This is a genomic window from Streptomyces sp. NPDC059398, from assembly GCF_042751845.1.
GTDB lineage: Bacteria > Actinomycetota > Actinomycetes > Streptomycetales > Streptomycetaceae > Streptomyces.
The window spans coordinates 12,350-35,964 of the sequence record NZ_JBHYWP010000020.1; the positions used below are offsets into that span (position 1 = coordinate 12,350).

At 68.8% G+C, this 23,615-nt stretch carries 24 protein-coding genes; 10 read left to right on the top strand and 14 right to left on the bottom strand.

The window, feature by feature from the left end:
- The first annotated feature begins 88 nt into the window (after positions 1–88).
- Positions 89–238: a hypothetical protein gene (locus tag ACFXBC_RS10080; RefSeq protein ID WP_385021136.1), complete on the top strand. Its 150-nt coding sequence runs from the start codon at positions 89–91 to the stop codon at positions 236–238.
- A gap of 126 nt (positions 239–364) precedes the next feature.
- Here the strand turns inward: ACFXBC_RS10080 and ACFXBC_RS10085 are convergent, their stop codons facing one another.
- Positions 365–1,834 carry an LPXTG cell wall anchor domain-containing protein gene (locus ACFXBC_RS10085; RefSeq protein ID WP_385021139.1) on the bottom strand — a complete coding sequence of 490 codons (1,470 nt, stop codon included), beginning with the start codon at positions 1,832–1,834 and terminating at the stop codon, positions 365–367.
- A gap of 442 nt (positions 1,835–2,276) precedes the next feature.
- Between ACFXBC_RS10085 and ACFXBC_RS10090 the strand changes: the two genes are divergently transcribed.
- From ACFXBC_RS10090 to ACFXBC_RS10100, 3 genes are all read left to right on the top strand, one after another.
- Positions 2,277–2,498, top strand: a complete 222-nt coding sequence (locus tag ACFXBC_RS10090) for a hypothetical protein (RefSeq protein ID WP_385021142.1) — start codon at positions 2,277–2,279, stop codon at positions 2,496–2,498.
- A 46-nt stretch (positions 2,499–2,544) separates the two neighbouring features.
- Complete coding sequence (locus tag ACFXBC_RS10095; RefSeq protein WP_385021145.1) at positions 2,545–3,846, top strand: alpha/beta hydrolase; 1,302 nt, start codon at positions 2,545–2,547, stop codon at positions 3,844–3,846.
- A 781-nt stretch (positions 3,847–4,627) separates the two neighbouring features.
- Positions 4,628–4,807 carry a hypothetical protein gene (locus tag ACFXBC_RS10100; protein WP_385021147.1) on the top strand — a complete coding sequence of 60 codons (180 nt, stop codon included), beginning with the start codon at positions 4,628–4,630 and terminating at the stop codon, positions 4,805–4,807.
- Positions 4,808–4,887: 80 nt separating this feature from the next.
- Here ACFXBC_RS10100 and ACFXBC_RS10105 read toward each other — a convergent pair whose 3' ends face one another.
- The 3 genes from ACFXBC_RS10105 to ACFXBC_RS10115 form a co-directional block, all read right to left on the bottom strand.
- A complete protein-coding gene (locus ACFXBC_RS10105) occupies positions 4,888–5,649 on the bottom strand; it encodes a phosphoglyceromutase (RefSeq protein ID WP_385021150.1) in 762 nt (253 codons plus the stop codon).
- Positions 5,650–5,823: 174 nt separating this feature from the next.
- Positions 5,824–6,213, bottom strand: coding sequence for an ATP-binding protein (locus ACFXBC_RS10110; protein WP_385021153.1), 390 nt, complete (start codon positions 6,211–6,213; stop codon positions 5,824–5,826).
- Between the two features lie 98 nt (positions 6,214–6,311).
- Positions 6,312–6,629, bottom strand: a complete 318-nt coding sequence (locus tag ACFXBC_RS10115) for a recombinase family protein (RefSeq protein WP_385021156.1) — start codon at positions 6,627–6,629, stop codon at positions 6,312–6,314.
- 221 nt (positions 6,630–6,850) lie between these two features.
- Here ACFXBC_RS10115 and ACFXBC_RS10120 point away from each other — a divergent pair, with 221 nt between their 5' ends.
- Entirely contained in the window at positions 6,851–7,735 is an 885-nt protein-coding gene (locus ACFXBC_RS10120; protein ID WP_385021159.1) for a helix-turn-helix domain-containing protein, read from the top strand.
- Positions 7,732–7,944 carry a DUF397 domain-containing protein gene (locus tag ACFXBC_RS10125; RefSeq protein ID WP_385021162.1) on the top strand — a complete coding sequence of 71 codons (213 nt, stop codon included), beginning with the start codon at positions 7,732–7,734 and terminating at the stop codon, positions 7,942–7,944. Before ACFXBC_RS10120 ends, ACFXBC_RS10125 begins: the two co-directional genes overlap by 4 nt.
- Before the next feature lie 86 nt (positions 7,945–8,030).
- On the opposite strand, the gene ACFXBC_RS10130 is transcribed toward ACFXBC_RS10125, so the two are convergent.
- The 3 genes from ACFXBC_RS10130 to mshA form a co-directional block, all read right to left on the bottom strand.
- Positions 8,031–9,737, bottom strand: a complete 1,707-nt coding sequence (locus ACFXBC_RS10130) for a glycosyl hydrolase family 28-related protein (protein WP_385021352.1) — start codon at positions 9,735–9,737, stop codon at positions 8,031–8,033.
- A gap of 137 nt (positions 9,738–9,874) precedes the next feature.
- Positions 9,875–10,384, bottom strand: a complete 510-nt coding sequence (locus ACFXBC_RS10135; RefSeq protein ID WP_385021165.1) for a YbjN domain-containing protein — start codon at positions 10,382–10,384, stop codon at positions 9,875–9,877.
- On the bottom strand, positions 10,377–11,726 hold the full coding sequence (mshA, locus tag ACFXBC_RS10140) for a D-inositol-3-phosphate glycosyltransferase (protein ID WP_385021168.1): 1,350 nt from the start codon (positions 11,724–11,726) through the stop codon (positions 10,377–10,379). The genes ACFXBC_RS10135 and mshA overlap by 8 nt, the downstream gene beginning before the upstream one ends.
- A gap of 273 nt (positions 11,727–11,999) precedes the next feature.
- On the opposite strand from mshA, the gene ACFXBC_RS10145 reads away from it, so the two are divergent.
- The 3 genes from ACFXBC_RS10145 (at position 12,000) to ACFXBC_RS10155 (ending at position 15,620) form a co-directional block, all read left to right on the top strand.
- Positions 12,000–12,734 carry a class I SAM-dependent methyltransferase gene (locus ACFXBC_RS10145; protein WP_385021355.1) on the top strand — a complete coding sequence of 245 codons (735 nt, stop codon included), beginning with the start codon at positions 12,000–12,002 and terminating at the stop codon, positions 12,732–12,734.
- 177 nt (positions 12,735–12,911) lie between these two features.
- Positions 12,912–14,015, top strand: coding sequence for an NlpC/P60 family protein (locus ACFXBC_RS10150; RefSeq protein ID WP_385021172.1), 1,104 nt, complete (start codon positions 12,912–12,914; stop codon positions 14,013–14,015).
- Between the two features lie 366 nt (positions 14,016–14,381).
- The gene (locus tag ACFXBC_RS10155; RefSeq protein WP_385021175.1) at positions 14,382–15,620 is read left to right on the top strand and encodes a PP2C family protein-serine/threonine phosphatase; all 1,239 of its coding nucleotides are present in this window, start codon (positions 14,382–14,384) and stop codon (positions 15,618–15,620) included.
- A 215-nt stretch (positions 15,621–15,835) separates the two neighbouring features.
- Here the strand turns inward: ACFXBC_RS10155 and ACFXBC_RS10160 are convergent, their stop codons facing one another.
- The 4 genes from ACFXBC_RS10160 to ACFXBC_RS10175 all read right to left on the bottom strand — a co-directional run bounded on the left by ACFXBC_RS10160 (position 15,836) and on the right by ACFXBC_RS10175 (position 19,430).
- On the bottom strand, positions 15,836–16,177 hold the full coding sequence (locus ACFXBC_RS10160; RefSeq protein WP_385021178.1) for a DUF2516 family protein: 342 nt from the start codon (positions 16,175–16,177) through the stop codon (positions 15,836–15,838).
- Between the two features lie 129 nt (positions 16,178–16,306).
- Positions 16,307–17,071 carry a hypothetical protein gene (locus ACFXBC_RS10165; protein WP_385021181.1) on the bottom strand — a complete coding sequence of 255 codons (765 nt, stop codon included), beginning with the start codon at positions 17,069–17,071 and terminating at the stop codon, positions 16,307–16,309.
- An 18-nt stretch (positions 17,072–17,089) separates the two neighbouring features.
- Positions 17,090–17,686 carry a helix-turn-helix domain-containing protein gene (locus tag ACFXBC_RS10170; RefSeq protein WP_385021184.1) on the bottom strand — a complete coding sequence of 199 codons (597 nt, stop codon included), beginning with the start codon at positions 17,684–17,686 and terminating at the stop codon, positions 17,090–17,092.
- 166 nt (positions 17,687–17,852) lie between these two features.
- Positions 17,853–19,430, bottom strand: coding sequence for an integrase (locus tag ACFXBC_RS10175; protein WP_385021187.1), 1,578 nt, complete (start codon positions 19,428–19,430; stop codon positions 17,853–17,855).
- 240 nt (positions 19,431–19,670) lie between these two features.
- On the opposite strand from ACFXBC_RS10175, the gene ACFXBC_RS10180 reads away from it, so the two are divergent.
- The gene (locus tag ACFXBC_RS10180; RefSeq protein ID WP_385021190.1) at positions 19,671–19,838 is read left to right on the top strand and encodes a hypothetical protein; all 168 of its coding nucleotides are present in this window, start codon (positions 19,671–19,673) and stop codon (positions 19,836–19,838) included.
- A 58-nt stretch (positions 19,839–19,896) separates the two neighbouring features.
- On the opposite strand, the gene ACFXBC_RS10185 is transcribed toward ACFXBC_RS10180, so the two are convergent.
- The 3 genes from ACFXBC_RS10185 to ACFXBC_RS10195 are packed head-to-tail and all read right to left on the bottom strand — an operon-like array spanning position 19,897 to position 23,292.
- On the bottom strand, positions 19,897–21,741 hold the full coding sequence (locus ACFXBC_RS10185) for a hypothetical protein (RefSeq protein WP_385021193.1): 1,845 nt from the start codon (positions 21,739–21,741) through the stop codon (positions 19,897–19,899).
- Positions 21,734–22,201 carry an ABC-three component system middle component 2 gene (locus ACFXBC_RS10190; protein ID WP_385021196.1) on the bottom strand — a complete coding sequence of 156 codons (468 nt, stop codon included), beginning with the start codon at positions 22,199–22,201 and terminating at the stop codon, positions 21,734–21,736. Before ACFXBC_RS10190 ends, ACFXBC_RS10185 begins: the two co-directional genes overlap by 8 nt.
- Complete coding sequence (locus tag ACFXBC_RS10195; protein WP_385021199.1) at positions 22,198–23,292, bottom strand: ABC-three component system protein; 1,095 nt, start codon at positions 23,290–23,292, stop codon at positions 22,198–22,200. Before ACFXBC_RS10195 ends, ACFXBC_RS10190 begins: the two co-directional genes overlap by 4 nt.
- Between the last annotated feature and the right edge of the window lie 323 nt (positions 23,293–23,615).

Sequence of the window (23,615 nt, forward strand, 5' to 3'; positions counted from 1 at the left end):
TGCGCGCATGCGCCGTTGATGCGCCCCGCCCGGGTGGGTATGGGATGGCGGAGGCAGTACGTCCTCGCATGCCGAGCAGGAGGAAATCATGGCCGATTCCCCCGTCACCGACCCTCAGCAGGAAGCCCCGATCGAAGTGCACCATCTGCGCGTTCTCGGCGCCTGCGGCTGCGGCTCGGGCTGCGGCTGCGGCTGCCAGTCCGGCGCTCCGTGCCAGTGCGGCGGCTGCCAGGGCTGACGCGGAACGCTCCTTACGACAGCGAGGGCCCCGTCCCCCACCGGTTGCGGTGGCGGAGGCGGGGCCCTCGTCGTACTGCGGGGCTCTCGTCGTGCTGCGGGGACCCCGCAGTCGGTCGCGTTCCGGTCAGCCGCGTTCCAGGTAGGCGCGCCTGCGGCGGACGAACAGCACTCCGCCGACAGCGGTGAGCACAGCGGCCGCACCTCCCATCAGCGCGACCTGGTCCCCGGTGTCGGCCAGCTCACCACCACCGCCGTGGCTGCCGCCGCTGCCGTAGGCGCCGCCGTGGCTGCCGCCGCTGCCGTAGGCGCCACTGTCATCGCCGCCATCGGTGCCGCCACCGGACCCGCCACCGGCGCCGCCGTTGCTGCCACCGTCGGTACCGCCTGTGCCGCCCCCTGTGTCGCCTCCCGTGCCACCGCCGGTGGTGGTGGGCGTCGGGGTCGGGCTCTCACTCTCCGATGAGGTGGGACTCGGTGTAGGGGGCGGGGCCGGGGTACCGGAATCGCTGTCCGATGGGGACGGTGAAGGGTGCGGGGTGGGCGAGCCGGTGTCCGTCGGTGAGGGCGAGGGGGTCGGCGACTCCGTGCCCGTCGGCGAAGGCGACGGAGAGGGCGGCTCCGTGTCCGTCGGCGAAGGCGAAGGCATCGGCGACTCCGTCTCCGTGGGCGAAGGAGTGGGCGAGCCGGTGTCCGTAGGTGACGGGGACGGTGAATCCGATTCCGTAGGTGAGGGCGAGGGTGACGGGGACTCAGTTCCCGTATCCGTAGGAGAAGGAGAGGGAGAAGGCGACTCCGGGCCGCACCGGGCGTGCACCTCCCCCAGCCGGGCGCCGGCGATCGGCCCGTCGTAGACCACCTCGCCCTCCGGGTCGCGCAGCGCCCCCGACACCTTCACGTCGAACCACGCCTCGGCCTCGTACGCCCCCGGCGTCTGGACCTCGTCGGCCGGTACGACGTGCTGAGTGAAGGTCACCCGCAACGTATTGACGCCCAGCGTGTCCGGCTCGCCCAACTCCGCCCCACTGACCTGGAGTTCCGTGGTGCCGACGCCGACGCGGTGGCCCAGGATCCCGATCTGCTGGCCGTCCGTGTGCGCGTATCCGAGGGCGTACGGGCCGTACGGCGGCGGGGTGCACTCCGCGTACGTGTTCAGGGAGCCGACCGAGCCGGCGGGCGGCGTCGTGATGAGGTCCGCGTCCCGCAGCCTCACCTCGATCCCGGCCGCGTCGACCTTCGCGTAGTGCTTCGCGTCGGCGTTCGAGGTCACCACGGCATGGGTGCCGTCCTTGTAGTGGGCGAGCACACCGTCCGGGTCGGAGAAGTCGCCGGTGTCCTCACCGCCGTTCAGCGGCGGTGAGCCGGCCGTTCCGTAGGTACCGTCGAAGGCCTCGGTATGGAGTGCCGGGACGCGGGAGATGTTCAGGTGGACGAGCTCGGCACTGGTCGTTCCCGGCGTTCCCGGCGGAGCGGCACCGGCCCGGTCGGCAGCGGAGTACATGAGCAGCACCCCGGCCAGCGCCGCCGCCGTAGTGGACGCGGCCACGACGGTGGGGACGGACCGGGCAGAGATCCGCTTTGTTCCTTCTCTCGTCATAAGAGACGCATATCGCAAAAAAAGCCGACCACCCGCGAGGACGCCGCAGGCAGGGGCCTCGTCCGCACGGAATTACTTCTTCTGCCGGGGGCCCGGCTCGATTCCGGCCGCGCGGCGGCTCCGGTTGAGCCGACTCTTTCGCTGCCCGTCACGGGCACCCGGAGATGCACATCGTTCCCGGTGACAAACAACGCAACGCGCCTGCCGGGGGCTGAAGTTCGGTCCATCCGGCAGCGCGCCGTACACGTTTCAAGATCGATATACGGCGCAGGAACAAGGCAGCCCTCCGGCACCTGTCGTGGGCCCCGCCTGGGCGACGGCCTGAGGCGGTCACCGTGAACGCGGAACTGGGTGAACACGTCGAGAGGTGCCGTGCGGCCCGGCACCGGCTGAAAACAGAAACCTGACAGCCTCCTGACACTCTCTCCGTACCCTCCATCCCATGCGATCCCCCCGCCCGTTCCGTCGGCCGGCCCTCCGTCCGTCGCGGCACATCACCGCGGCGGCCGGGGCGGCGGACAACCACGCGCAGGGCGGGTTCCTCGACGCCACGGGCGCGTCCTGCGCCGTCTCCTCCCACGACGGCTGCCGACGTCACCTCGTCGGTCCGCAGTTCGGTCCGGCGATCACCGAGCCGCTGCACGACCGGGCCCAGCGGCCCTGAGTGGCGCCCCAGTCCGACATCTACCTTCCATATGGGTGAGGCGAATATGAAACCTGGACGCACAGCGCGTGCGAAGCTGCTGCTGCTTGCCGCGCCACTGACAGCCTGCGCTGTCGGCTTCACCTCGACAGAGGCGCTCGCCGCCGCCGGTGGGTCCGGTACTCAGCCTGCGCGGCACGGAGTGCGCGAGGTGCACTACAACCTGGGCGACGAGGCTTTCCACCCGCCCAAGTCCCTCGGATACGTGGGCAACAACGAGCTGAACGGGGCCGTTTACTACCCCGACGACCTCTCCTCCGGCACCCACCCCCTGATCATGATCGAACACGGACTCTGGGACACCTGCGCCGACGCTGGCGCCTCCGCGTCACTCGCCGCGGCGCAAGCCGCGCTGGCGAAGGACGAGAAGAACGGTGACAAGGCCGACGCGGCGAAGCAGGAGGCGATCATCAAGGCCGCATCGGACCGGCTGTCGGCCTGGCCGTGCGCATCCGGAGTGCGGCAGATCCCCAGCTATCTCGGATACGACTACCTGGGCCGTGATCTGGCGAGCCAGGGGTTCGTCGTGGTCTCCATCGGGGCGAACGGCATCAACTCCACGTCCTCCGGTCAGGCCGACACGGTTTATCAGGAGCGCGCGGCACTGATCAACGCCCAGTTGCGCATGTGGCAGCAACTGTCGTCCACAGGCAAGGGCCCACTGCGCGGCAGCCTCGTCGACGCCAAGTCCGGACGTCCGTCGCCGGTGAACTTCAAGAACCATGTGGACGTGCAGAACGTGGGCCTGATGGGGCATTCCATGGGCGGCGGCGGAGTGATGCAGGAGATCGCCGACAGCAGCCGTGGCACGTGGCCCAAGGGCGTCTCCATCAAGGCCGCATTCGCCCTCGCACCCACCGCCACCTGGGACGTCGATCCCATCACCAAGACATCGTTCGCGGTGATGTGGGGCACGTGCGACCAGGTGAACACCGGGGAGTACTTCGCCTGGAACAAGAAGGACAACAGCGCACCGATAGCCCAGTACACGGTGCGCGGCGGTGTCCACGACTTCTACAACAAGCAGTGGTCACCCAGCAGCGGCCAGGTCAGCGCACACGACGACGCCATCCCCGGCAGCAAGCCAGGCACCTGCACATCCCAGTTCCCCGGAACCACCACCCCCCAGACCGACCAGAAGGAACTCTCGGAGCAGCAACAGCGCCGGATCACCAAGGACTACGTGAACGCCTACTTCTCCGACCACCTGCTCGGCCGGACACAGTACGAGCCCTACCTGACGGGAAAGAAGCCGTTCCCCGGTACGGGCGGTGCGGTCAGCACCCAGTTCGACGGGGGCATCAACTGAGCGCCTACCCCACCGGGTTGACGGTGGGGTGAGAGTGACAGGGAGCCTCGGCGCTTTCGAGCCCGAGGCTCTCCACACGCACACACCGACCCACCCCGGCCCAGCTGAAAGCCCCCTGCTCGACGCAGTTGAGCGGTCCTCGTCGGGCGCCGTTGAGGACCTCTGACGGCCCGGAGACGGCCCAGCATTGATTTTCCGTTACACAACGGTGCTTCCTACCTTGTCCTTGGCTCCCCTGCGCACCCGAGAGTCACCTGCAGCCGCCCAATACTGCAACTGGCGAAGCCGGTATCTGCATCTACTGAAGCAGAAGCAGCATCACGAACCTCCCCCAAGCCCGGGTGGGTTCCCTCCTACGCCAGGATCTTTCTTGCTGGATAGCAAGGTTTCTTTCTTGAAAGAAAGAAAGCAAGAAATCTTGCTGACAAGTAAGCACGCCGAGGTTTCAGCCCAAGTCCCCACAGCCACAGCGGGGCCCCTCACCTGGGCCCCGAGCTGTCGGCTCGCCTCCCGTACCAGGCCGGGGACGTTTCATCCATGAAACGAGGCAAGCAGGAGCAGCTCCTTATGCACTTCTGCATTTACGCATGCTCAACTCGAAGGAACCACGGGGAGCGCATTGAAGCACCGCCCACAAGCTGGGCGTTTGTCGCCGGAACAACATTCGTGGGAAAGTCGCAGCGGCATAAGAATGCCGCCCGTCCAGGGGCGGCATTCGCCTCCGTGCCGTTTTCAGTCATGACCTAGATCCGGTGCAACCGAAGCACGACAGGAGAATTTCATGGTCCCACGCACAGGCGTCAGCGTCGACATCCATCCTCGCGATCGGTCGATCGTCATGATCGGCGCAAGCGGTGGAGCGCTGGCGCTGTGGGCAGACGCACCCGCCAAGATCGCGATCCCGGCAGCCCTACTCATTCTGCTCGACATCCGCGTGCACCGCTGCCGCAGTCGAGTCTGACCGACCGCACACGGCCCAGTACAGCAAATAGCCCCCTGCCGGCGGGAGAACCCATGGGCAGGGGGCTTACAGCAAGCTGCTTACTTCTTCTTGCCCTGGTTCTTGACCGCCTCGATGGCCGCCGCAGCCGCGTCCGGGTCGAGGTAGGTGCCGCCCGGGTTGACCGGCTTGAAGTCCGTGTCCAGTTCGTAGGCGAGCGGGATGCCCGTCGGGATGTTCAGGCCCGCGATGTCCGCGTCCGAGATGCCGTCGAGGTGCTTGACCAGTGCGCGCAGCGAGTTGCCGTGGGCGGCGACCAGGACCGTGCGGCCGGCGAGGAGGTCCGGGACGATGCCGTCGTACCAGTACGGCAGCATGCGGACCACGACGTCCTTGAGGCACTCCGTGCGGGGGCGCAGCTCCGGCGGGATCGTCGCGTAGCGGGCGTCGTCGCTCTGCGAGTACGGCGCGCCGTCCTCCAGGGCCGGCGGCGGGGTGTCGTACGAGCGGCGCCACAGCATGAACTGCTCCTCGCCGAACTCGGCGAGGGTCTGCGCCTTGTCCTTGCCCTGGAGCGCGCCGTAGTGCCGCTCGTTCAGGCGCCAGGAACGGTGTACGGGGATCCAGTGGCGGTCCGCCGCCTCCAGCGAGAGCTGGGCCGTGCGGATGGCGCGCTTCTGGAGTGAGGTGTGCACGACATCGGGGAGCAGGCCGGCGTCCGTGAGCAGCTCACCGCCGCGGACCGCCTCCTTCTCGCCCTTCTGCGTCAGGTTGACGTCCACCCAACCGGTGAACTGGTTCGTCGCGTTCCATTCGCTCTCGCCGTGGCGGAGGAGGATCAGCTTGTACGGTGCGTCGGCCATGCCCCCGAGCCTAATCGACGGCACGACGGCCGCCGATTGACGCCCTTCGTCAAGTGAGTGGCGGCCCGGAACGCCCTCTGCGTAACGTCTCGATCGCAGGAGCACCACTTACATTCGGCCCGTTCGGCGCTCACCCGCGTAGCTGTCCGCTCGCGTGCGCGCCGCCAGCCGCAGTCACAACGCCGTGTGCAGCCCCGCCGGAACGCGAAGCGGCGGACGAACCACGAGTTCGGCCCACACCACCTTGCCGCCTGCGGCGCGGTAGGAACCCCATCGCTCCGCGAGCTGCTGCACCAGAAAGAGACCGCGCCCGTTCTCGGCGTCGTCGTCGGCGTACGCGAGCGCGGGCAGCTCGTCCGACGTGTCGCACACCTCAATGACCACACTGTCCTGCAAGCCGATCAGACGCACCGTGATCAGGTTGAGTTTCTCCAGCTCGCCCCACGTCGGATGTCCGGTCAGCGTCCCGGTGGCCGTGACGGCGTTGGTCACCAGCTCCGAGACGACCAGGAGTACGTCATCCTCGATGAGCGCGGCCTGCCACTTGGACAGGGTGAGCCTCAAGAAGTGACGTGACGTGGAAGCGGCCGATCGGACAGCGGCCAGCGACAGTTGGTCGGAGAAGCGAATGCTCTGCGGCCGGTACGGCGGTTCCTGGCGCATCACGAGCACTCGTCCAGGCTGACGACATCCGCGCCGGTCGCGTGGGACAGGTGCGTCAGCATGGCGTCCTGAAGTGACCTGTTGAGAGCCAGCTCCCGGTAGGACGGCACGACCACGTGCTTCGCCTCAGCGCGCTCGACCGCCTCGATCAGCTCGGTGAAGGCCGACTGCGCACCGGAGGCGTACTCGTGGAACACCGTCGCCAGCTGGAAGCCGTTGGCCTCGGCGTAGGTGTGCAGGTCGTCCTGGGTCTGTTTCGCCTCCTGGTCGCTCATGTCATCGGGCACCCGCATGTAGCCAAAGATCAGCGGATTCATCGCGCTTCGCCCTCCCTCGCCATGCCTGCGATCACACACGGCGTTCGCAGCAGTTCCGTGGGTAACCGAGTGAAGCACCACAGGACTCCATTATGCAAGACTACATTTTTTAATAATCGATTCGCAGTACCCGAACGCTCATGCGACATTGCGGATCGAAACCGCAGGCGACTACATTCCGGGTGCAAGAGGCATCCGTATTGAAGGAAGGCGGGCCGCCTGTGAGTGGCGCAACGACTGGTTCGACGGTTCCTCGACGGCAACTCGGTCGGCACCTGCGCGACCTGCGCAATGCTTCGCGTCTGACGGTGCGCGCCGCCGCCAAACAGTTGGAGTGGTCGGAGCCGAAGATCTGGCGCATCGAGACGGGCCAGGTATCGCTTCGGAGTCTCGATGTCGAAGCCATGTGCCGGACGTACGGGGCGGACACCGAGCTGACCAAGGGCCTCATGGGCTTGGCCAAGGAGACGAAGAACCGGGGCTGGTGGCACGCCTACGGCGACGTGATCCCCGACGGTTTCGACCTCTACATCGGACTGGAGGAGGCCGCCGAACGTCTGTCCTGGTACGAAGCTGAACTGATCCCCGGTCTGTTCCAGACGCCGGAGTACGCCCGAGCACTCATCAAGCGGTCAGACCCCGAGCGGGACGACGCGGAAGTAGAACGGCGCGTTCACGTTCGCGTCACGCGCCAGGCACTGCTCACGCGGGTGACGGCACCGCCGAACGTAGACGTGGCGCTCAATGAAGCCATCCTGCGTAGGCCCGTGGGCGGCAATGAGGTCATGGCCGAGCAGCTTGAACACCTGGTTCACTTGAATCAGTTGGACAACATCTCAATCCGGGTTGTCCCGTTTGCCGCCGGGCTCCACGAGGGGCTCATGTCCGGCCCGTTCGTCACATTGCGCTTCCCAACCCACGGCGACAGCCCGTACGTGGAGCCGCCCACGGTCTACGTGGAGGGCTTCACCGGAGCGCTGTACCTCGACAAGCCCAACGAGATCGAACGCTACGACGGTGCTTTCAAATCCATCTGGGGCTCGGCGCTGGGCGCAGCAGACAGCACGAGCCTCCTCAAGCAAGCAGCGAGGGAGCTGAGCAAGTGAACAGTGCCGACCTGGCAGGTGCGGTCTGGCGCAAGAGCAGCCGCAGCAACGGTGACGCCAACTGCGTCGAGGTCGCCTTCCTCGACGATGGCCGCGTGGCCATGCGTGACAGCAAGGACAAGGGCACCGGCCCCGCTCTCGTCTTCACCCCCGGGGAGTGGGCCGCGTTCGAGGGTGGCGTGGGCGACGGCGAGTTCACACGGCCGTAACACGCGCCCCCTCCCGCAGTCTCCAAGAGCGCCCGATCCATTGTCCTGGTCGGGCGCTCCTGGCTGTGCGGTGGCGGGCGCCCCGGTCAGCGCAGCGCCCGCTGCGCCTCGTACAGATTGGCGGGGCGTACGGATTCCGGCGCACCGTACGCCTCCAGGCGCGTATGCAGATCGCCGGTGAAGTCGGGCACGTCGATCTGGCCGAACGGCCTGACCGTGCTGATGCCGACGCTCGCGCTGTACGGGGCGAGGCCGTCGATCTTCATCAGGCCCTCGCGGCCGTTGGTGACCCGGATGTTCCAGTGGGTGAACCGGGCCCCGAAGAGCGGCCCCGCCGAGGCGTCCCCGCCGTGCTGCCCGTTGTTGTCGACCGTGATGTCGGTCCGCACATTGGCGAACGGCAGGCCCCGGTGCGAGTCGAAGGTGCCCATCTCCATCACCCCGCGCGACCAGACGTTGTGGCTGGAGAGCCCCTCGACGTTGATGCCGTGCAGCTGGGTGCCGGCCGGGGCGGGCACGGTGCGCTCGGCGATCGTGAACTCCTCGACCAGGTTGTCGTGCGAGCCCTCCCGGCAGAAGTACGGGTGGTGCGAGCCCCGGCCCTCGACGCGGGTGCGGCGCAAGGTGGTGGCGGAGGCGGCGACCAGTCCGAAGCCGTTGTCGACGTTCCGTACGACGACGTCGTCCGCCCAGCAGTCGTACGCGCACTGGAACGCGACGCCGTTGTACCCCCTGTCGAGCAGATGCGGGGACTGCGGGGTGAGGACCGCTTCGAGCGTGAGGCCCTCCACCGCCGACCCGGTCAGCGGCGCGACGTGCGTGGTGAGCCGGGGGTCCCACTCCGGCCGGATGTCGAGCGGAAGGGGGCGTTCCAGGGTGAGCCGGTGTCCGTGCACCGACGTGACGCGGACCGGCCACTCGTACGGGACGTACGAGATCAGCTTGGTCTTGTCGTCCCACTCGTACGCCTCGGGGCCGGGACCGCCGCCCGCCATATGTGCGAGCAGGGTGTGCTCCGCGTCGTCGGCGAGCCTGAGCAGTACGAGGTCGCCGCGCCGGAGCTTCGCGGGGTCGGCGACGGTGACCGTGCGGTCGCCCTGCCGGGCCGGGGCGACGGTCGTGAGGGTGCGCCACTCGTCGCGCTTGTTGCCCGTCCAGCCCTCGAAGGGCCAGGCCCCCGAGGTGATGGCGGCGGTCAGGCTCGCGAACCGCGCCTCGGGGCAGAGCCAGATGAGCCCGCCGGCCCAGGACCACGAGGACTTGTCGCCCCCGTACCGGGAGCCGTACGGGCCGATCAGCTCGGTGAGGCTCTTCGTGGCGTGGAGGGTGGTGCGGCCGCTGCCGGCGCCGCGCAGTACGACATCGCTGTGCCCGATACGGATGAGGCCGTCGATACGGAAGGTGCCCGGCGGGATGAGGACCGTGCCGCCGCCGCGCCGCCCGGCGGCGGCGATGGCCCGGTTGATCGCGGGCGCCGCGTCGGCGGAGCCGTCGGGGACCGCGCCGTACTCCCGGACGTCGGCCACGACGGGAGGGCGGGGGAAGCGGCGCTCGCCCGTACGGCGGCCGGATCCGCCGATGTACGGGATCTGGGGGTGGGTGTACGGGGACCGGGTGAACTCCCGCCAGAGGGGGGTGGTGGACGGGGCCGGCCCGCGCGGTGCCGCCTTGGCCACCCCTCCTGTCGCGACAGCGGCCGCGACGGCTGTTGTGCTGGCGAGCAGTGCACGTCTGCTGATGATCCCCACGAGAGCCACCCTTCCCGGGTTTTCACGTACATGAACATAGTTCATGAGTGCGTCGGCCGTGAGCATGCCACGAGCAGGGCGGGGCGGGGAAGGGGCGTGCATGCGGGGATCGCGCCGGGCGGCGGAGAAGGCGGCGGAGAAAACTGTGCGCGAGCGCGGCCGTACGGGTGGGCCGAGCTGCGTCAGCCCTCCACCTCGCGGGTCAGATGCGTGAACGCATCCAGGTTCCGGGTCGACTCGCCGCGCGCCACCCGCCACGCGTACTCCCGCTTGATCGCGCTGGAGAAGCCCAGTTCGAGCAGCGTGTTGAACGGCCCGTCGGCCGCCTCCAGGACCGAGCCGAGGAGCCGGTCGATCTCGTCCGGTGTCACCACGGACAGCGGCAGCTTCCCTGCGAGGTAGATGTCGCCGAGCGGATCGATCGCGTAACTCACCCCGTACAGCCGGAGGTTGCGCTCAAGGAGCCACCGGTGGACGGCCGCGTCGTTCTCGTCGGGATGGCGGATCACGAACGCGTTGACCGACAGCGAGTGCCCGCCGATGATCAGCGAGCAGGTGGTGGAGAGCTTCCGGGTGCCGGGGAGGTTCACCACGTACGAGCCGGGCTCCGGGTTCTCCCACTCCAGCCCGGCGTTCTCGAACGCCCGCTCAAGGACCGCCCGTACGCCACCGTCGCCAGCCTGATCAGCCATGGTGCGAGCGTACGCGACGGCGGTGTTCGTGCACGGCGGCCGTGTAGACGTCGGCGGTCGCCGACGCGGCCGTGTCCCAGCCGAACCGGCCGGCGTGGCGGGCGGCGGCGCCGCCCATCGTGTCCACCAGCGACGGGTTCTCGATGAACCGGCGCAGCGCCACCGCGTACCGCGCCGGGTCGTGGCCGGGGATCAGGAACCCGGTCGACCCCTCGCGTACGGCGACGGGCAGCCCGCCGACCTCGGCGGCCACCACGGGCGTCCCGGCCGCCTGGGCCTCGATGGCGACAAGGCCGAACGATTCGTTGTACGAGGGCATGACCAGCACGGACGCGGCCCGGAACCAGTCGGCGAGCTGGTCCTGGCCGACCGGCGGATGGAACCGGACGATGTCGGCGATACCGAGCCGGGCGGCCAGCTTCTGCAGGCCCTCCGGCTTGGCGAGGCCGCTGCCGCTGGGGCCGCCGACCACCGGCACCACCATCCGCTTGCGCAGCGAGGGGTCCTGGTCGAGCAGGACCGCCGCCGCGCGCAGCAGGATGTCGGGCGCCTTGAGCGGCTGGATGCGGCCGGCGAAGAGCGGTACGAAGGCGTCCTGCGGCAGTCCGAGCCGGGCCCGCGCGGCGGACCGGCCGTCCGCGGGGCGGAAGCGGTCGAGGTTCACCCCGGGGTGGACCACGGCGACCTTGCCGGCGTCCGCCTCGTAGTGGCGCACCAGGTCGTCGGCCTCCTCGTCGGTGTTGGCGATCAGGCGGTCGGCCGCCCGCACCACCTGGGTCTCACCGATGACCCGTGCGGCGGGCTCGGGGGTGTCGCCCTCGGCGAGCGCCGCGTTCTTGACCTTCGCCATGGTGTGCATGGCGTGGACGAGGGGCGCGCCCCAGCGTTCGGCGGCGAGCCAGCCGACATGGCCGGAGAGCCAGTAGTGGGAGTGCACCAGGTCGTAGTAGCCGGGCCGGTGTCCGGCCCAGGCCTGCATCACCCCGTGCGTGAAGGCACAGAGCTGGGCGGGCAGCTCCTCCTTGGCCAGGCCCTCGTACGGGCCGGCGTCCACATGGCGTACGAGCACGCCGGGCGCGAGGTCGACCAGCGGCGGGAGACCGCCGGTGGTGGCGCGGGTGAAGATCTCCACCTCGATGTTGATCGCGGCCAGCCGCTTCGCCAGCTCCACGATGTAGACGTTCATCCCGCCCGCGTCGCCGGTGCCCGGCTGGTGCAGGGGCGATGTGTGCACGCTGAGCATGGCGACCCTGCGCGGTTTGCGGTGCCCGGCGAACTTCAGCCTGGGCGGCCGCGCGGGTCCCGTGATCCGGCCGCCGAGCCGGGACACGTACTGGCTCACGTGGACGGTCCTCTCCTCGCGCGGGCACGCTCGACTCCAGGGCTGGCGTACCCCGTCTGACGTCTGGAACAGCGGGATGCGCCGCCGCATTTCCGCTTTACCGAATCATTACCCTGACACGCCTCGCATACCCTTCCGCATACCCTTCGGTCCATGGCCCCGCCCTCTCCCCGCCGCCTCACCGGCGACCGCTCCGCCGGAGTCCGTACGGCGGGCGCGCGGCCGGTGGGGGCCGTGACGCGCGGGACGACCAACCCCAACCGGCTGCGCCGTATGGACCGCTGGATCGCCGCCGTGCACGGCCCCGCCCTGCGGCGCTCGGCCGACCCCCTCGCGGTGGACCTCGGGTACGGGGCGGCCCCCTGGACCGCCGTCGAACTGCTCCAGCGGCTGCGTTCGGCCGCGCCCGCCGCCGAGGTCGTCGGCATCGAGATCGAACCGGCCCGGGTCGCGGCGGCAAAGCCGTACGAACGGCCGGGGCTCACCTTCCGGCACGGCGGGTTCGAGGTGCCGCTGGACGGCCGCGACCCCGCGCTGATCCGGGCGGCCAACGTGCTGCGGCAGTACGACGAGGAGCAGGTCGCCGCCGTCTGGCAGCGGCTGTGCGCCCGGCTCGCGCCGGACGGGCTGCTCGTGGAGGGGACCTGCGACGAGATCGGGCGGCGGCATGTGTGGGTCGCACTCGGGCCCGGCGGGCCGCGCACGGTGACGTTCGCGACCCGGCTCGGCTCGCTGCACCAGCCGTCCGACCTGGCGGAACGGCTGCCGAAGGCGCTGATCCACCGGAACGTCCCCGGCGAACCGGTGCACGCCTTTCTGCGCGACTTCGACCGGGCGTGGGCCTCGGCCGCCCCGTACGCCTCGCTCGGCGCCCGGCAGCGCTGGGTTGCCGCCGTACGCTCACTCGCCGCCGACTGGCCGCTGGCCGACGACGTCCGCCGCTGGCGGCAGGGTGAAATCACCGTGCGGTGGGCGGCGCTGGCGCCCCGGACGGGAACTCGGGCCTGACGCCGTTCGTCGGAACGGGCAGGGAGTGACGCGGGGGCACGGGTGGGGCCGGGGAGTTGTTGTACACCTCTGTCGCATTCGCGCAGGGCATGGCACTATCGCGCCAACGCCACCCAAGTTACTGACGGTAAATCAGGTCTGTTTCAGCTCTGGGTTTCAGCTCTGGAGGGGGAGCTCGTGAACCGACGCCGCTGTGCTGCCGCCGCGATCACGCTGGTCTGCGCACTGACCGTACTGACCGCGCCGACCGCCACCGCCGCGTACGCCGATCCCGGGCCGTCGCACTCGGGGTCGGACTCGGACTCGGGGTCAGGGTCGTCGGGGTCGGGGTCGTCGGACTCGGGCACCGAGCGTCTCGAAGCCGTCCGCCAGAGGATAGACGACCTCTACCGCCAGGCCGGATCCGCCACCGACGCGTACAACCTGGCCAAGGAGCAGTCCGAGAAGCAGTCGTCCGAGATCGTCAAGCTCGCCCAGCGCATCGTGAAGGGCCAGTCGAAGATCTCCGCGCTGAAGAAACAGGCGGGCGCCGAGGCCCGTGCCGCGTACCGGGACAGCGGTCTGCCGCCCGCGGCGCAGCTGATGCTCAGCGGCGACCCGGACAGCTTCCTCGACGGCACCGACCGGCTGCGCTCGGGCCAGCAGGCCCAGAAGAACCTGCTGGCCGAAATGGACCAGACCCAGAAGGACCTGACGGCGTACACCCAGGACGCCGGCGACCAGTGGCAGAAGCTGGAGTCCAACCGCAAGGAACAGGCCAAGAAGAAGAAGGACATCGAGCAGAAGATCAAGGCGGCCAAGAAGCTCGAATCGGGCCTGGCCAAGAAGGAACGCGCGCGGCTCAAGAAGCTGGAGGAGGAGCAGGAGTTCAAGGCGCAGTCGGCCTGGCTCAGCTCGGGAATCCTCAAGGAGATCAACAACAAGGCGAGCACCGAGGGCAAGAAGGCCGTCAAATTCGCCACGGACCAGATCGGCAAGCCGTACGTGTGGGGCGCGGCGGGACCGAACTCGTACGACTGCTCCGGCCTGACCTCCCAGGCGTGGGCCGCGGCCGGGGACCCGATCCCGCGCACCTCGCAGGAGCAGTGGAAGCAGTTGCCGCACATCGCGGTGAAGGACATGCGCCCCGGGGACCTCATCATCTACTTCTCGGACGCGACCCATGTCGGGATGTACATAGGCGACGGAGCGATGGTGAACGCCCCGCGGCCCGGCCGGAACGTCACGATCGGCGGCGCGGGCTCGATGCCGATCCTCGGGGTGGTCCGGCCGGACGCGTAGGCCGGCGGGCGGGACTGGACACGTGGGCCGTCCGGCCGGCGGGCGGCACCTGACCGTGGGCCGTCCGGCGGGACAGCGCGGCCCCTGGCTCCCGGGTGCGCGTGGTGTGCGTCACCCCGGGGCGGGCGGGTCCCCGAGTGACGCGGGCGGGTCCCCGACTGATGACGCGGGCGAGTCCCCGAGTGACGTTCGTCATGGGTCTGCACACCGTCAAACCGCCGGATGCGGGTCTGGAGTGGGCATATGACCCAGGCGGTTTCCCCGATGCCATTCCGCAGTGGGCCCGCCAACCGCTAAGGTCCCCGTCGGTGGTGCGTCGTCTGGCGCTCCACCGCGCCCTCGGGGGGAGGGAAGGAAACCGAAGCGATGGAGAACGGTCAGACCGTTCTGCCCCACCAGACCAGGGGACCGGACTCCACCGGCAGCACCGACCTGACGCTGCTGGTGATCGAGAACGATCCAGCGGGCACTTTCACGGTCCCGGAGCTGCTCGACGCCGCCGGGACGCGGGTACGCGTCCGTACCGCGCGCAACCTCACCGAGGCCGGGCGGCTGCTCACGGACGACGTGCACTGCATCCTGCTCGACCTGGCACTGCCGGGAGCGGACGCGGACGACGAGCTGTCCGTACTCCGCCATGTCCTGAAGCTCGCGCCCAGCCATGCCGTCCTGGCACTGGCCCCGGCCGCCCGCCTGGAGAGCGCGACGGACGCGGTCCGGGTCGGGGCACAGGACTACCTGCTCCGCGAGGAGCTGGACGGCAGGCTGCTGAACCGCGCCGTCCGGTACGCGGTGGAGCGCAAGCGCGCCGACACCGCGCACTACAAACTGGCCGAGTCCCGGCTGCGCGCCCAGGAGAACGCCCGCCTGGAGCGCGGCCTGCTCCCCACACCGCTCCTCGAAGGATCGGACCTGCGCTTCGCCGCGCGGTACCGGCCGGGCCGCTCGCGCGCGCTGCTCGGGGGTGACTTCTACGACGTGGTGCGGACCCCGGACGGGACCGTGCACGCGATGATCGGCGACGTCTGCGGGCACGGTCCCGACGAGGCGGCGCTGGGGGTGGAACTGCGTATCGCCTGGCGGGCGTTGACCTTCGCCGGGCTCTGCGGCGACCAGCTGCTCTCCACGCTCCAGCGGGTACTGGAGCACGAGCGGGAGAGCGAGGAGCTGTTCGCGACGCTCTGCACGGTGGACATCGCCCCGGACGGCCGCCGGGCCGGACTCTGCCTGGCCGGCCACCCCGCCCCGCTGGTCTCCCGCGACGGCGGTACCGCGCGGCTCCTCCCGCAGGAGGACGGCGGCCCGGCGCTCGGGCTGCTCCCCCAGGCCCGCTGGCCCCGGCACGAGGTCGAACTCGGCTCGTCCTGGGCCCTGTTGATGTACACGGACGGCTTGATCGAGGGCCGGGTGGGACCGGGCACGCAGCGGCTCGGCCAGGAGGGCATGGTCGAGATGATCGACCGCCAGCTGACGGCCGGCCTGCGCGGCGAGAGCCTGCTGGAGGCGGCGGTGGCAGAGGTCCGCGACCTCAACGGCGACGAGCTGACCGACGACGTGGCCGTACTCCTGCTGGAGCGCCGCGGGGGCACCCGCCTGGGCGGCTAGCCGGTCCTGGGACGAGGGATACCCGGAAACGGCGGACGCCTCGGGATGACGGACGCCCCGGAACGGCGGACGCCCCGGTTGCCATGGGGATCCGGCGCCCTGGGGATGACGGACGCCCCGAGACGACGGACGCCCCGGCCACCGTTCCGGGGCATCCGGGGCGTCCGAGGCGTTTCGTTTGTGCTGCCGGTGATCGGGCGGGGGAAGCCGGGGGTCTACCGCCCGCCGTTGTACGGCCCGTACGGTCCGTCGCTGCTGGAGCCGCCGCGGCGACCGCGGCCGCCGCCCGAGACCTGCCGGACCGCGGGGCGCACGTCCACCATGTAGACGATGGTCGCGATCAGTCCGATGACCGGCAGGAAGGACAGGATCGAGAACAGCCAGTTCACTACGAACGCGATGGCCAGGATGATCAGCCAGAACGGCTTCGTCTGCTTGCTCGCGGCCCGGTACGCGTCCTCCCGGCGGATCGCCGCGTCCACCAGCGCGAACCCGCTGAAGAGGATGAGCGCCAGACTCAACAGCGACATCAACCCTGCGAAACCCTGCATCAGCACTGCACAACACCGCCTGTTCGACCGGCCGCCTACACGGCCACGCTACCGAAAGAACGAGCCGGGCACCCAGGAGGTGCCCGGCTCGGCCCGATCCATCCGTACCCGGTGGGACGGTGAAACGGTGAAGTCCTACTTCCCGGCAGGCGGCGTGTTCTTCTTCGCCGCCGTGCTGCGCGGCGCGGTGCTCTTCCTGGCCGCCGCGGGCTTGGCCTCGGCCTTCACCTCGGACTTCGATCCGGGCGCGGGCGCGGAGGCGGAGGCGGGCTTGGCGGCGGTCCTGGGCTGCGCGATCCGCGACTCGGTCCTGGCGCCGGGCTTCGGCGCGGCCTTGCTCCCGGCCCCCTGCTTCGGCGCGGCCTTGCTCCCGGCTCCCGACTTCGGCGCGGTCCGGGGCGTGGCCTTGCCGGCCGTCCTGGTACCGGGCTTCTGCCTGGCCGGGGCCTCGGGCTCGACGACCGTGCCGAACACGACGATGTCGTCGGCGGCCTCGCCCCGCCACTGCCGTACGGACTGCTCGCCGCGCTCGGCGACCTTCTCGTACGTCTCACGGGCCCGGACCGCGTACTCCGCGGCCACGCCCACACTGCGCAGTGCCAGATCCTGCGCGGTCTCACCGAGCTTCTTCAGGTCGGTGTCGAACGCCCCGATCACCTCGTTGACCTTCGCGGTGACGCTGGCCTGCGCCTCCTTGGCCTGGGTGGTCACGCGGTCCTGGACGTCCTTGGGGTCGGTGTTGCGCACCGCGTCGATACGGGCGGGCGCCTCGGCCTGGAACTTCTCCAGCAGCGCGGGCACCTTGCGGGCCTGCTGCACGGCGAGGTCGGCGGTACCGGCCGCGAAGTAGAGGGGGGTCGGGTCGGTGAGGGTCTTGCGCAGGTCATCGGTGATGGCCATGACTGTGGTCCTCCCGGATCAGTTCTGCTCGTGGTCGTCGTCGCGTACGTCTGGCACGTCACGTACGTCTCGTACATCTCCGTGCGCTTCACGTACTTCACGTACTTCGTGTACTTCACGCACTTCGTCAGCGTCCGTCACTTCAGACGCCTCATGCGCCTCCCGCGCCGCACGCGTGTCGTCCGCTGCCCGCCGGGGCCGCTGGGCGGCACCACTGCCGTCCGCCGGGCCGGTGTCCGCCGTGCCGCGCGGCGCATCCGGTGCGAGTTCGAGCCCGTTCTCCTTGCGGAAGGACTCGTAGATCTGGAGCAGCACCTGCTTCTGGCGCTCGGATATGGAGGGATCGGCCAGGATGACGGCACGCGTCTCCAGCTCGTCCCGCTCCTTCTCGTCAAGGATCCCGGCCTGGACGTACAGGGTCTCCGCAGAGATCCGCAACGCCTTCGCCAGCTGCTGGAGGATGTCCGCACTGGGCTTGCGCAGACCGCGCTCGATCTGACTCAGATACGGATTCGACACCCCGGCGGCATCGGCAAGCTGCCGCAGGGAGAGCTGCGCCGAGCGCCGCTGCTCGCGCAGGTACCCACCGAGATTGCCGACGTTGAGTGATGCCATAGGACGATGCTGCACCCATGTCGCTAACTTTTGCAAGCAGGCGCTTGCAAAAGTGTTACGCGCCACGGTGGCCGGGGGTTGTGACTGAGCACGGTAGGTGTCGTCTGAGCGCGACATATGTCGCATCAGCGTGGTTGATCGTGCCCAAAAGGTCGCACGTTCACGATTACGCCGGTTCGAGGAGCCGCACGACGGGCAGCCCCGTCTCGCCTCCGACTAGGCGCAGGGCAACTTCGGCGCGCGCGGCCAGGTCGAGAGGGGCAACCTGCTGAACTTGAGCGGCGTGGACGATGCGGTCCAAACCCGCTCCGACGAGTGGGGCTGCGGTGCGCAGAGAAGCATGCAGGGCCACCCCTTGCGTGGCTCCGCCGTGCAGCACGATGTTGCGGGTGCGATACAGACGACGCAGCGCGATGCGATAGGTGCCCATGACCTCATTCAGGACGCGGCGCGGATCTGCCAGCAAAGCAGCCATCCGCTCCGCCGCCGGGCGGTCGCTGTGCTTCGTGCGGGCACCCGAGAAGTCGAAGGCGTCCACACCCGAGACGCGCAACACATCGGAGAGGCAAGACGCACGGTCGAGGTTAGTCCTGCATGCCGCAAGGCGCTCGGACAGAGCGTCGGGACTCTGCGGCTTGTGCCGGTGGGCGAGCGCGGTCAACTCGGCCCGGGGCCAAGAGCAGGCGATGATCACCGCAAGACGGTCGGCGGCGACCGCCTTGCCGGAACGCTCAACTTCCTGAGGGTCGTCCGGGTGGGAGAGGAGTGCCTCGACGGCGGCCCAGGCGCCGGCGACGGCAGGCCCGAGAGGGCCCTGGTTGACCGGTGCGGCCAGTTCCAGCGCGTCGTCGATGCGACTGCGGGATTCATGGATGCGGTAGAGGTGCCCCTCGTTGACCAGCGTCAGTACGTCGGCGCCCCTGGCCGGCGGGGTGACGGGAATCGGCTGCGGGTGTCCCGCGACCCAGATGTACGGCAGCGGGACGATGCCCCCACGATTCCGGCGCAGGAACGAGGACCGGGCGACCATGCGCTCGATCATCTGGCGGGCCTGCTCGGCGGCCCCATAGGCATCCAGCGCGGTGAACTGGTATAGGAACCCCCCACCAGACCGAATGCCAGCGGTGTCGTGTCCGTGCTCGCGAAGCCAAGCGATCACTTTCCCCTTTGGCATCCAGTTCGCCAATGGTTCAGCGAGATCTCGCTGCGGAACGCTGTGCAGTGCGATCAGGACGTCGAACGAGCGGGGAGAAGATCGTGCAAGGGCCGCGGCACTCTCGGCGATGCGGACTGTGTCCGCTCGCTCTGCGTACAGCCCCTGCGCCCAGGCCAGCAGATGACTCGCGCTGTACCCGAGGTCCAGCAGATGCGCGGCAACAGTGCGTGAGAACCGCTCAGGGCCGGGGCGACTGCTACCAGCGACGGCGGCAGTCCAGCGCTCCAGGTAGCCCGAGCGTGCGTGATCGACGATCTCCCGCAGACGGCGTCTGGCCGGGCTCGGGTCGGGCAGAGGAGCGCTCAGCAGCGCGGTGATCTCCTTGCGCAGCTCACGCTCGCCCAGCCCCCGGTCCGGGCCGATGAGTGCGCGCAGTTCGGCCCGCTGCCAGTCGCAGGCCGCAGGCGACAGTACGCCCTGGGCTTGCCAGGAACCGGCTTCCCACAGTTCCTCCAGCGCCAGCACCGACCCGATGTCCCACAATCTCCGGGCCCATGGAGTGCCTTCGTCGGTGAAATAGTCGATCATGCGTGCGAGCGCGTGTCTCGCATAGGAGTCGGGTGCGAAGTGTGATGATGCGTTCACGCCGGGTACCGTAGCGGAGCTCTCCCCTGGCGTGCTAATCTCCTGGAAGACTTAAAGGGGCACTCGCCAACTATGGCCACTGCCCCTTTCTTCTTGTCCTCTTTCGGTGATCGCGTCGAGTTGTGAGCATCACGGGAAGACCGGGGCGCAGAGCATCCTGCGCCGACTGGTGAGCACGACATCGTGGCCACCCCCAAGATGGCCTCCCACCGTCGCGTGGGGGAGAACCTCGCGGTCTTCGACTTCGCACTCAGTACCGTCGGCATGGCCGCCATCAGGGAACTCGACGAGAACGCCTCCACGTGGCTGGCGTACGACGACCCGCGGATCGTCGAGATGGTCATACCCTGAACCCGGGCACGGCTGAGAGGACGGTGACAGTGAAGGCGACTGTTTTCCCGCGAGCTGCTCACGTCGTGTCTTGGGAAACTCTCCTCACCGGATGCGGGAAGAAGCCAGCACGTCCAGACGACGTCGCGGTGAACTGGTAGGTACGCGCGTGCTCGAGTATGTCGGCCGGCGGATCGCCATTCTCGATGATGACGGCCTGCCCGGGGAACTCGAGCATGTCGCGGTAAAAGCGCTCCACCACCTGGGAGGTGATGGTGACGTCCTCTCCCACTGGTTCCCGGTAGGTCACCACCGGTGAGTCCAGCACCACGAATCCAAGCCGGGGTCCGGAGACATCGAGGGCATACCGGGCGAGCGCGGTGGTGAACGCGGCGTGCAGAACGGAGCGGACACCTTTGCCTCGACTGGACCGGTCGCGTCCTCCGGCACGGATCTCCGCACCGTACTGGTCGTACTCGGCGTACTCCACAGCCGGCACCTGCCAGGTTTGCAGGGTGCGCTGGAGGGTGCGGTCGAAGGCGGTCAGGAATCTGCTGGGAATATGGCCGGGAGGCCGGTGCGTAGCCAGGGCGCCTGCCCCGTCGAGTCGTGAACGGCGCTCTTCGAGCTCTGCGATGCGCTGTTGGAGGTCGAGTTCCCGCTCCACAGTGGATCGCGCCTGAAGGAGTTCGTCCAGGTGTGCGCGATCGGGGCCGGTCTGGTCCTCCAAGTTACTGATCTCAATAGCCAGTTGATCCATCTGGTTGTGCAGCGACAGGCGGTCCGAGTGAAGCTCCTGAGCCTGGGTACGCAGATCGGCGATGGTGGGCAGCAGGTCGGTGAGCAGGGCGAAGGTCTTGGCCGTCTCGGCCTGAACGGCAGCGTGCAGCTGTGTGGTCTCCTGGGCGCCGTGGCCGGGGTTCTGGTGCTGGGTTTCGGCGCCGCAGAACACGCAGGTGCCGACGCGGAAGTAGCCGAGCAGGCTGCCCGCCTCGGCGACCATGGCGAGCCGGTCGAGGTCGGAACGGTACTGCCGTTCCAGCAGTCCAAACCGCTCCAGAAGCTCGGTGACCTCGGCGAGACGTTCCTCTGTCCGAGCCAGTTCCTTAGTGCTGTGCATACGTTTCGTCACCGCGGCAAGGTGGCGGTCGGCTGCCGCCCGGAGAGCCTGGGACCCCGTGTCGATCGAGGTCTGGATCCGGCGCTGGCGTTCGCGGAGCTGAGTCTGGTTCTCCTGCGTGGTCAGCTTGGCCTGGAGATCGAGCACGATCTGGTCGATCAGGGCGATGTTGCTCTTGTTGAGGCGCCGCTGACCAGGGTTCGGCCCGGTGTCCACGACGGGGTCGTCATCGTTGGTGAGAAGGAACTTCAGGACGGACTTCGCCGCGGTGCGCCCACTGGAGGCAGCCGAGCGGAAGACGGGCGACAACGGCTGCCACATGCGTGTCTCGGTGATGACCGAAAGATGTACGAGATCAGTGAGCCCGAGCGACCGCGTGTCACCGGCCTCGTTCTTGCGGATGCGCACGCCGTCGAGACCGAGCTCACCCAGCAGAAAGAGAGCGAGGCTGTGCGTGCTCCGCGCGGTATGGGTGGCGGTCAGCACAGCGTCGGAGGGCTGGGTGACAAGGTCCCTGAAGTCGCCTCGGTGCAGGTGAACGGCGCCCGAGTCAGGCGTACGCAGCAGGGTGACCACCTGGTCGTCGGGCAGCCGCAGTCCCAGCAGGATCTGGCTGTACCCCTCGGCCTCGGGGATGCGCGAGGGGCTGTCGCCGCCGAGCATGTACCCGATGGACTCGACGATGAAGGACTTCCCGCTGTCCGACGCCCCGTAGACGACGGTGAGGGCGTCGTCGAACTCGACGCGGGCGGTGGGCTTGCCAGAGCCGGCGTAGGTGAGGTGGAGCAGCCGCAGGTCAGTCATGGCGCGCCTCGGATCCGGAAGACTCGGGGCCACCCGCACGGCGGCCGGTGACAGCGTGTGTACCGGCCCGTACGTCCACCCCGGGCGCGTACTCCCGGACGACCCACTCAGCGCGCTGCCGCAGGTTCTCCGCGTAGGAGGACTGGAGCACGTCTACGAACGCGGGGCCCTGACCGGTTGCCAGGTAGGCAAGGCCGTCCGGGCCGGCTTTGATCTCGGCCAGGCCTGCCCGGACGAGCACCAGGAGCGCCTGCTCCAGCACGGCGCGCTTCATTCCCAGTTCGCCCTCCCGGCCGGGGAGGTCGGGGTGAAGGCTGGGCGGCCCGCTGAACTCGCCGCTGTGGAGCAGTGCGTAGTCCAGGAGGACGAGCTCAGCGAGGTCGAGGGGCTCGGGATGGCTTTCTGACAGGAGAGCAAGCGCACGCACCCCCACCTCCAGCGGACTGTTGAGAGGGTTCATGATTCTCCTTCCGGGCACCAGATCAAGCGGTCGGCGTTCGCCAGGTGGTGGCACGCCCCCACTCTGTCCTTGGAGCGGACGAACGGGCTGAGGACCGTCTGTGTAAGGACGATGCTCCCAGCGGCCTGCAGTGCGGCCTGCAAGCGGTCCCACCCCGAGGCGTGGGTGGCCGCGGCGACCTCCACCACGATGTCGTTGATGTCGTCGAGAACCGCCTCAAAGTGCCCTTCGGGCGTGCGGTCGCGTGCGAAGAGCCGCAGTGCCTCGGCGGAGTAGAATGCCTCCCGCTGACGCCGCAGGTGCTCACGGGCCACTGCATGTGCGACGACTTGCTCCAGCGAGCTCATGGACTGGCCCCACCGCTCCCGGTAGACGTCCATCAGCTGCTGGATGTAGCGCGCCTCGATCGGCTGATGCTCCGGCGGGGGAGCCATCGGCTCGGGTCCACCTTCCACCTCCTGATGGGAGAAACGGGCAGACCAGTGAGGCGTTTTGCGGTGCTGCTCAAGCATCCCGTCCATGTCGACGCACTCGAACATGGAAAAGTCCGTCGCCGCCGCGAGCTCCGTCACCTCATGGCGCTTCTCCACGCTGAGGTCGGTGAAGATCTTGTCCGTGGTGGAGGCGAGCTCCTGGAGAAACTTCTCCCGTGCCTCACTGGGCTTGGCGAGCTGGCGGACGAGTCCCCGGGAAATGATGGGCGCGGTGAAGACGTAGCGGCTCGGAACCGTGAAATGCCGATCAACCGCCGCAGCGAACATCTTCCGAATTTCGTGCGCGGCAGTCCCCCACGCCAGCCCGTTGCTGTAGTGCTTGCACTGGTAGTTGTGCCACTCGCCTTCCAGCCGCTGCGGGGTGAGGTAGCCCGCTACGTCGATGCCGTGATCGCCCGAACCGCCATGCCGTTCGACGAGGTGATAGTCCACGTCCAGTGCCGGCACCCACTCCTTGACGAACTCCTCGAACTGATCGGGGTCGTAGAGAATGACGAGCTGCTTCGGGGAGGGCAGAGGCATCGTGCGCAGCTGCGGAGGCAACAGCGTCAGAGGCTGCCGGTCGACGCTGCCGCTCGCCACGCACTCCTCGTCCACACCGCCCCCGTTTCCATAGCCCGGTGATCACCGACCGCGACACCGTGATATCACCACCGTGACGTTCCCCGGAAGACCGGGTCCAACTCTGGCAGGGCTGCCTCAATCGAAGCTGGACACGTCCTGTGCCGCCCAGCAGGAGGACAGCACCGTGAACCGGGGTACAGGGTTCGGCGACGTACACCCTCAGACGTGGCCCGGGGGGGTCCCCGAGGGGCATGGTCAGGGCCGCGAGCGTGAACCGGCCGATCTCTTGATCCGCGACGTGCCAGGTTCTGGATCGGCAGACTGCGCTCATCTCCAGTGTCCCGGATGCGCCCTGC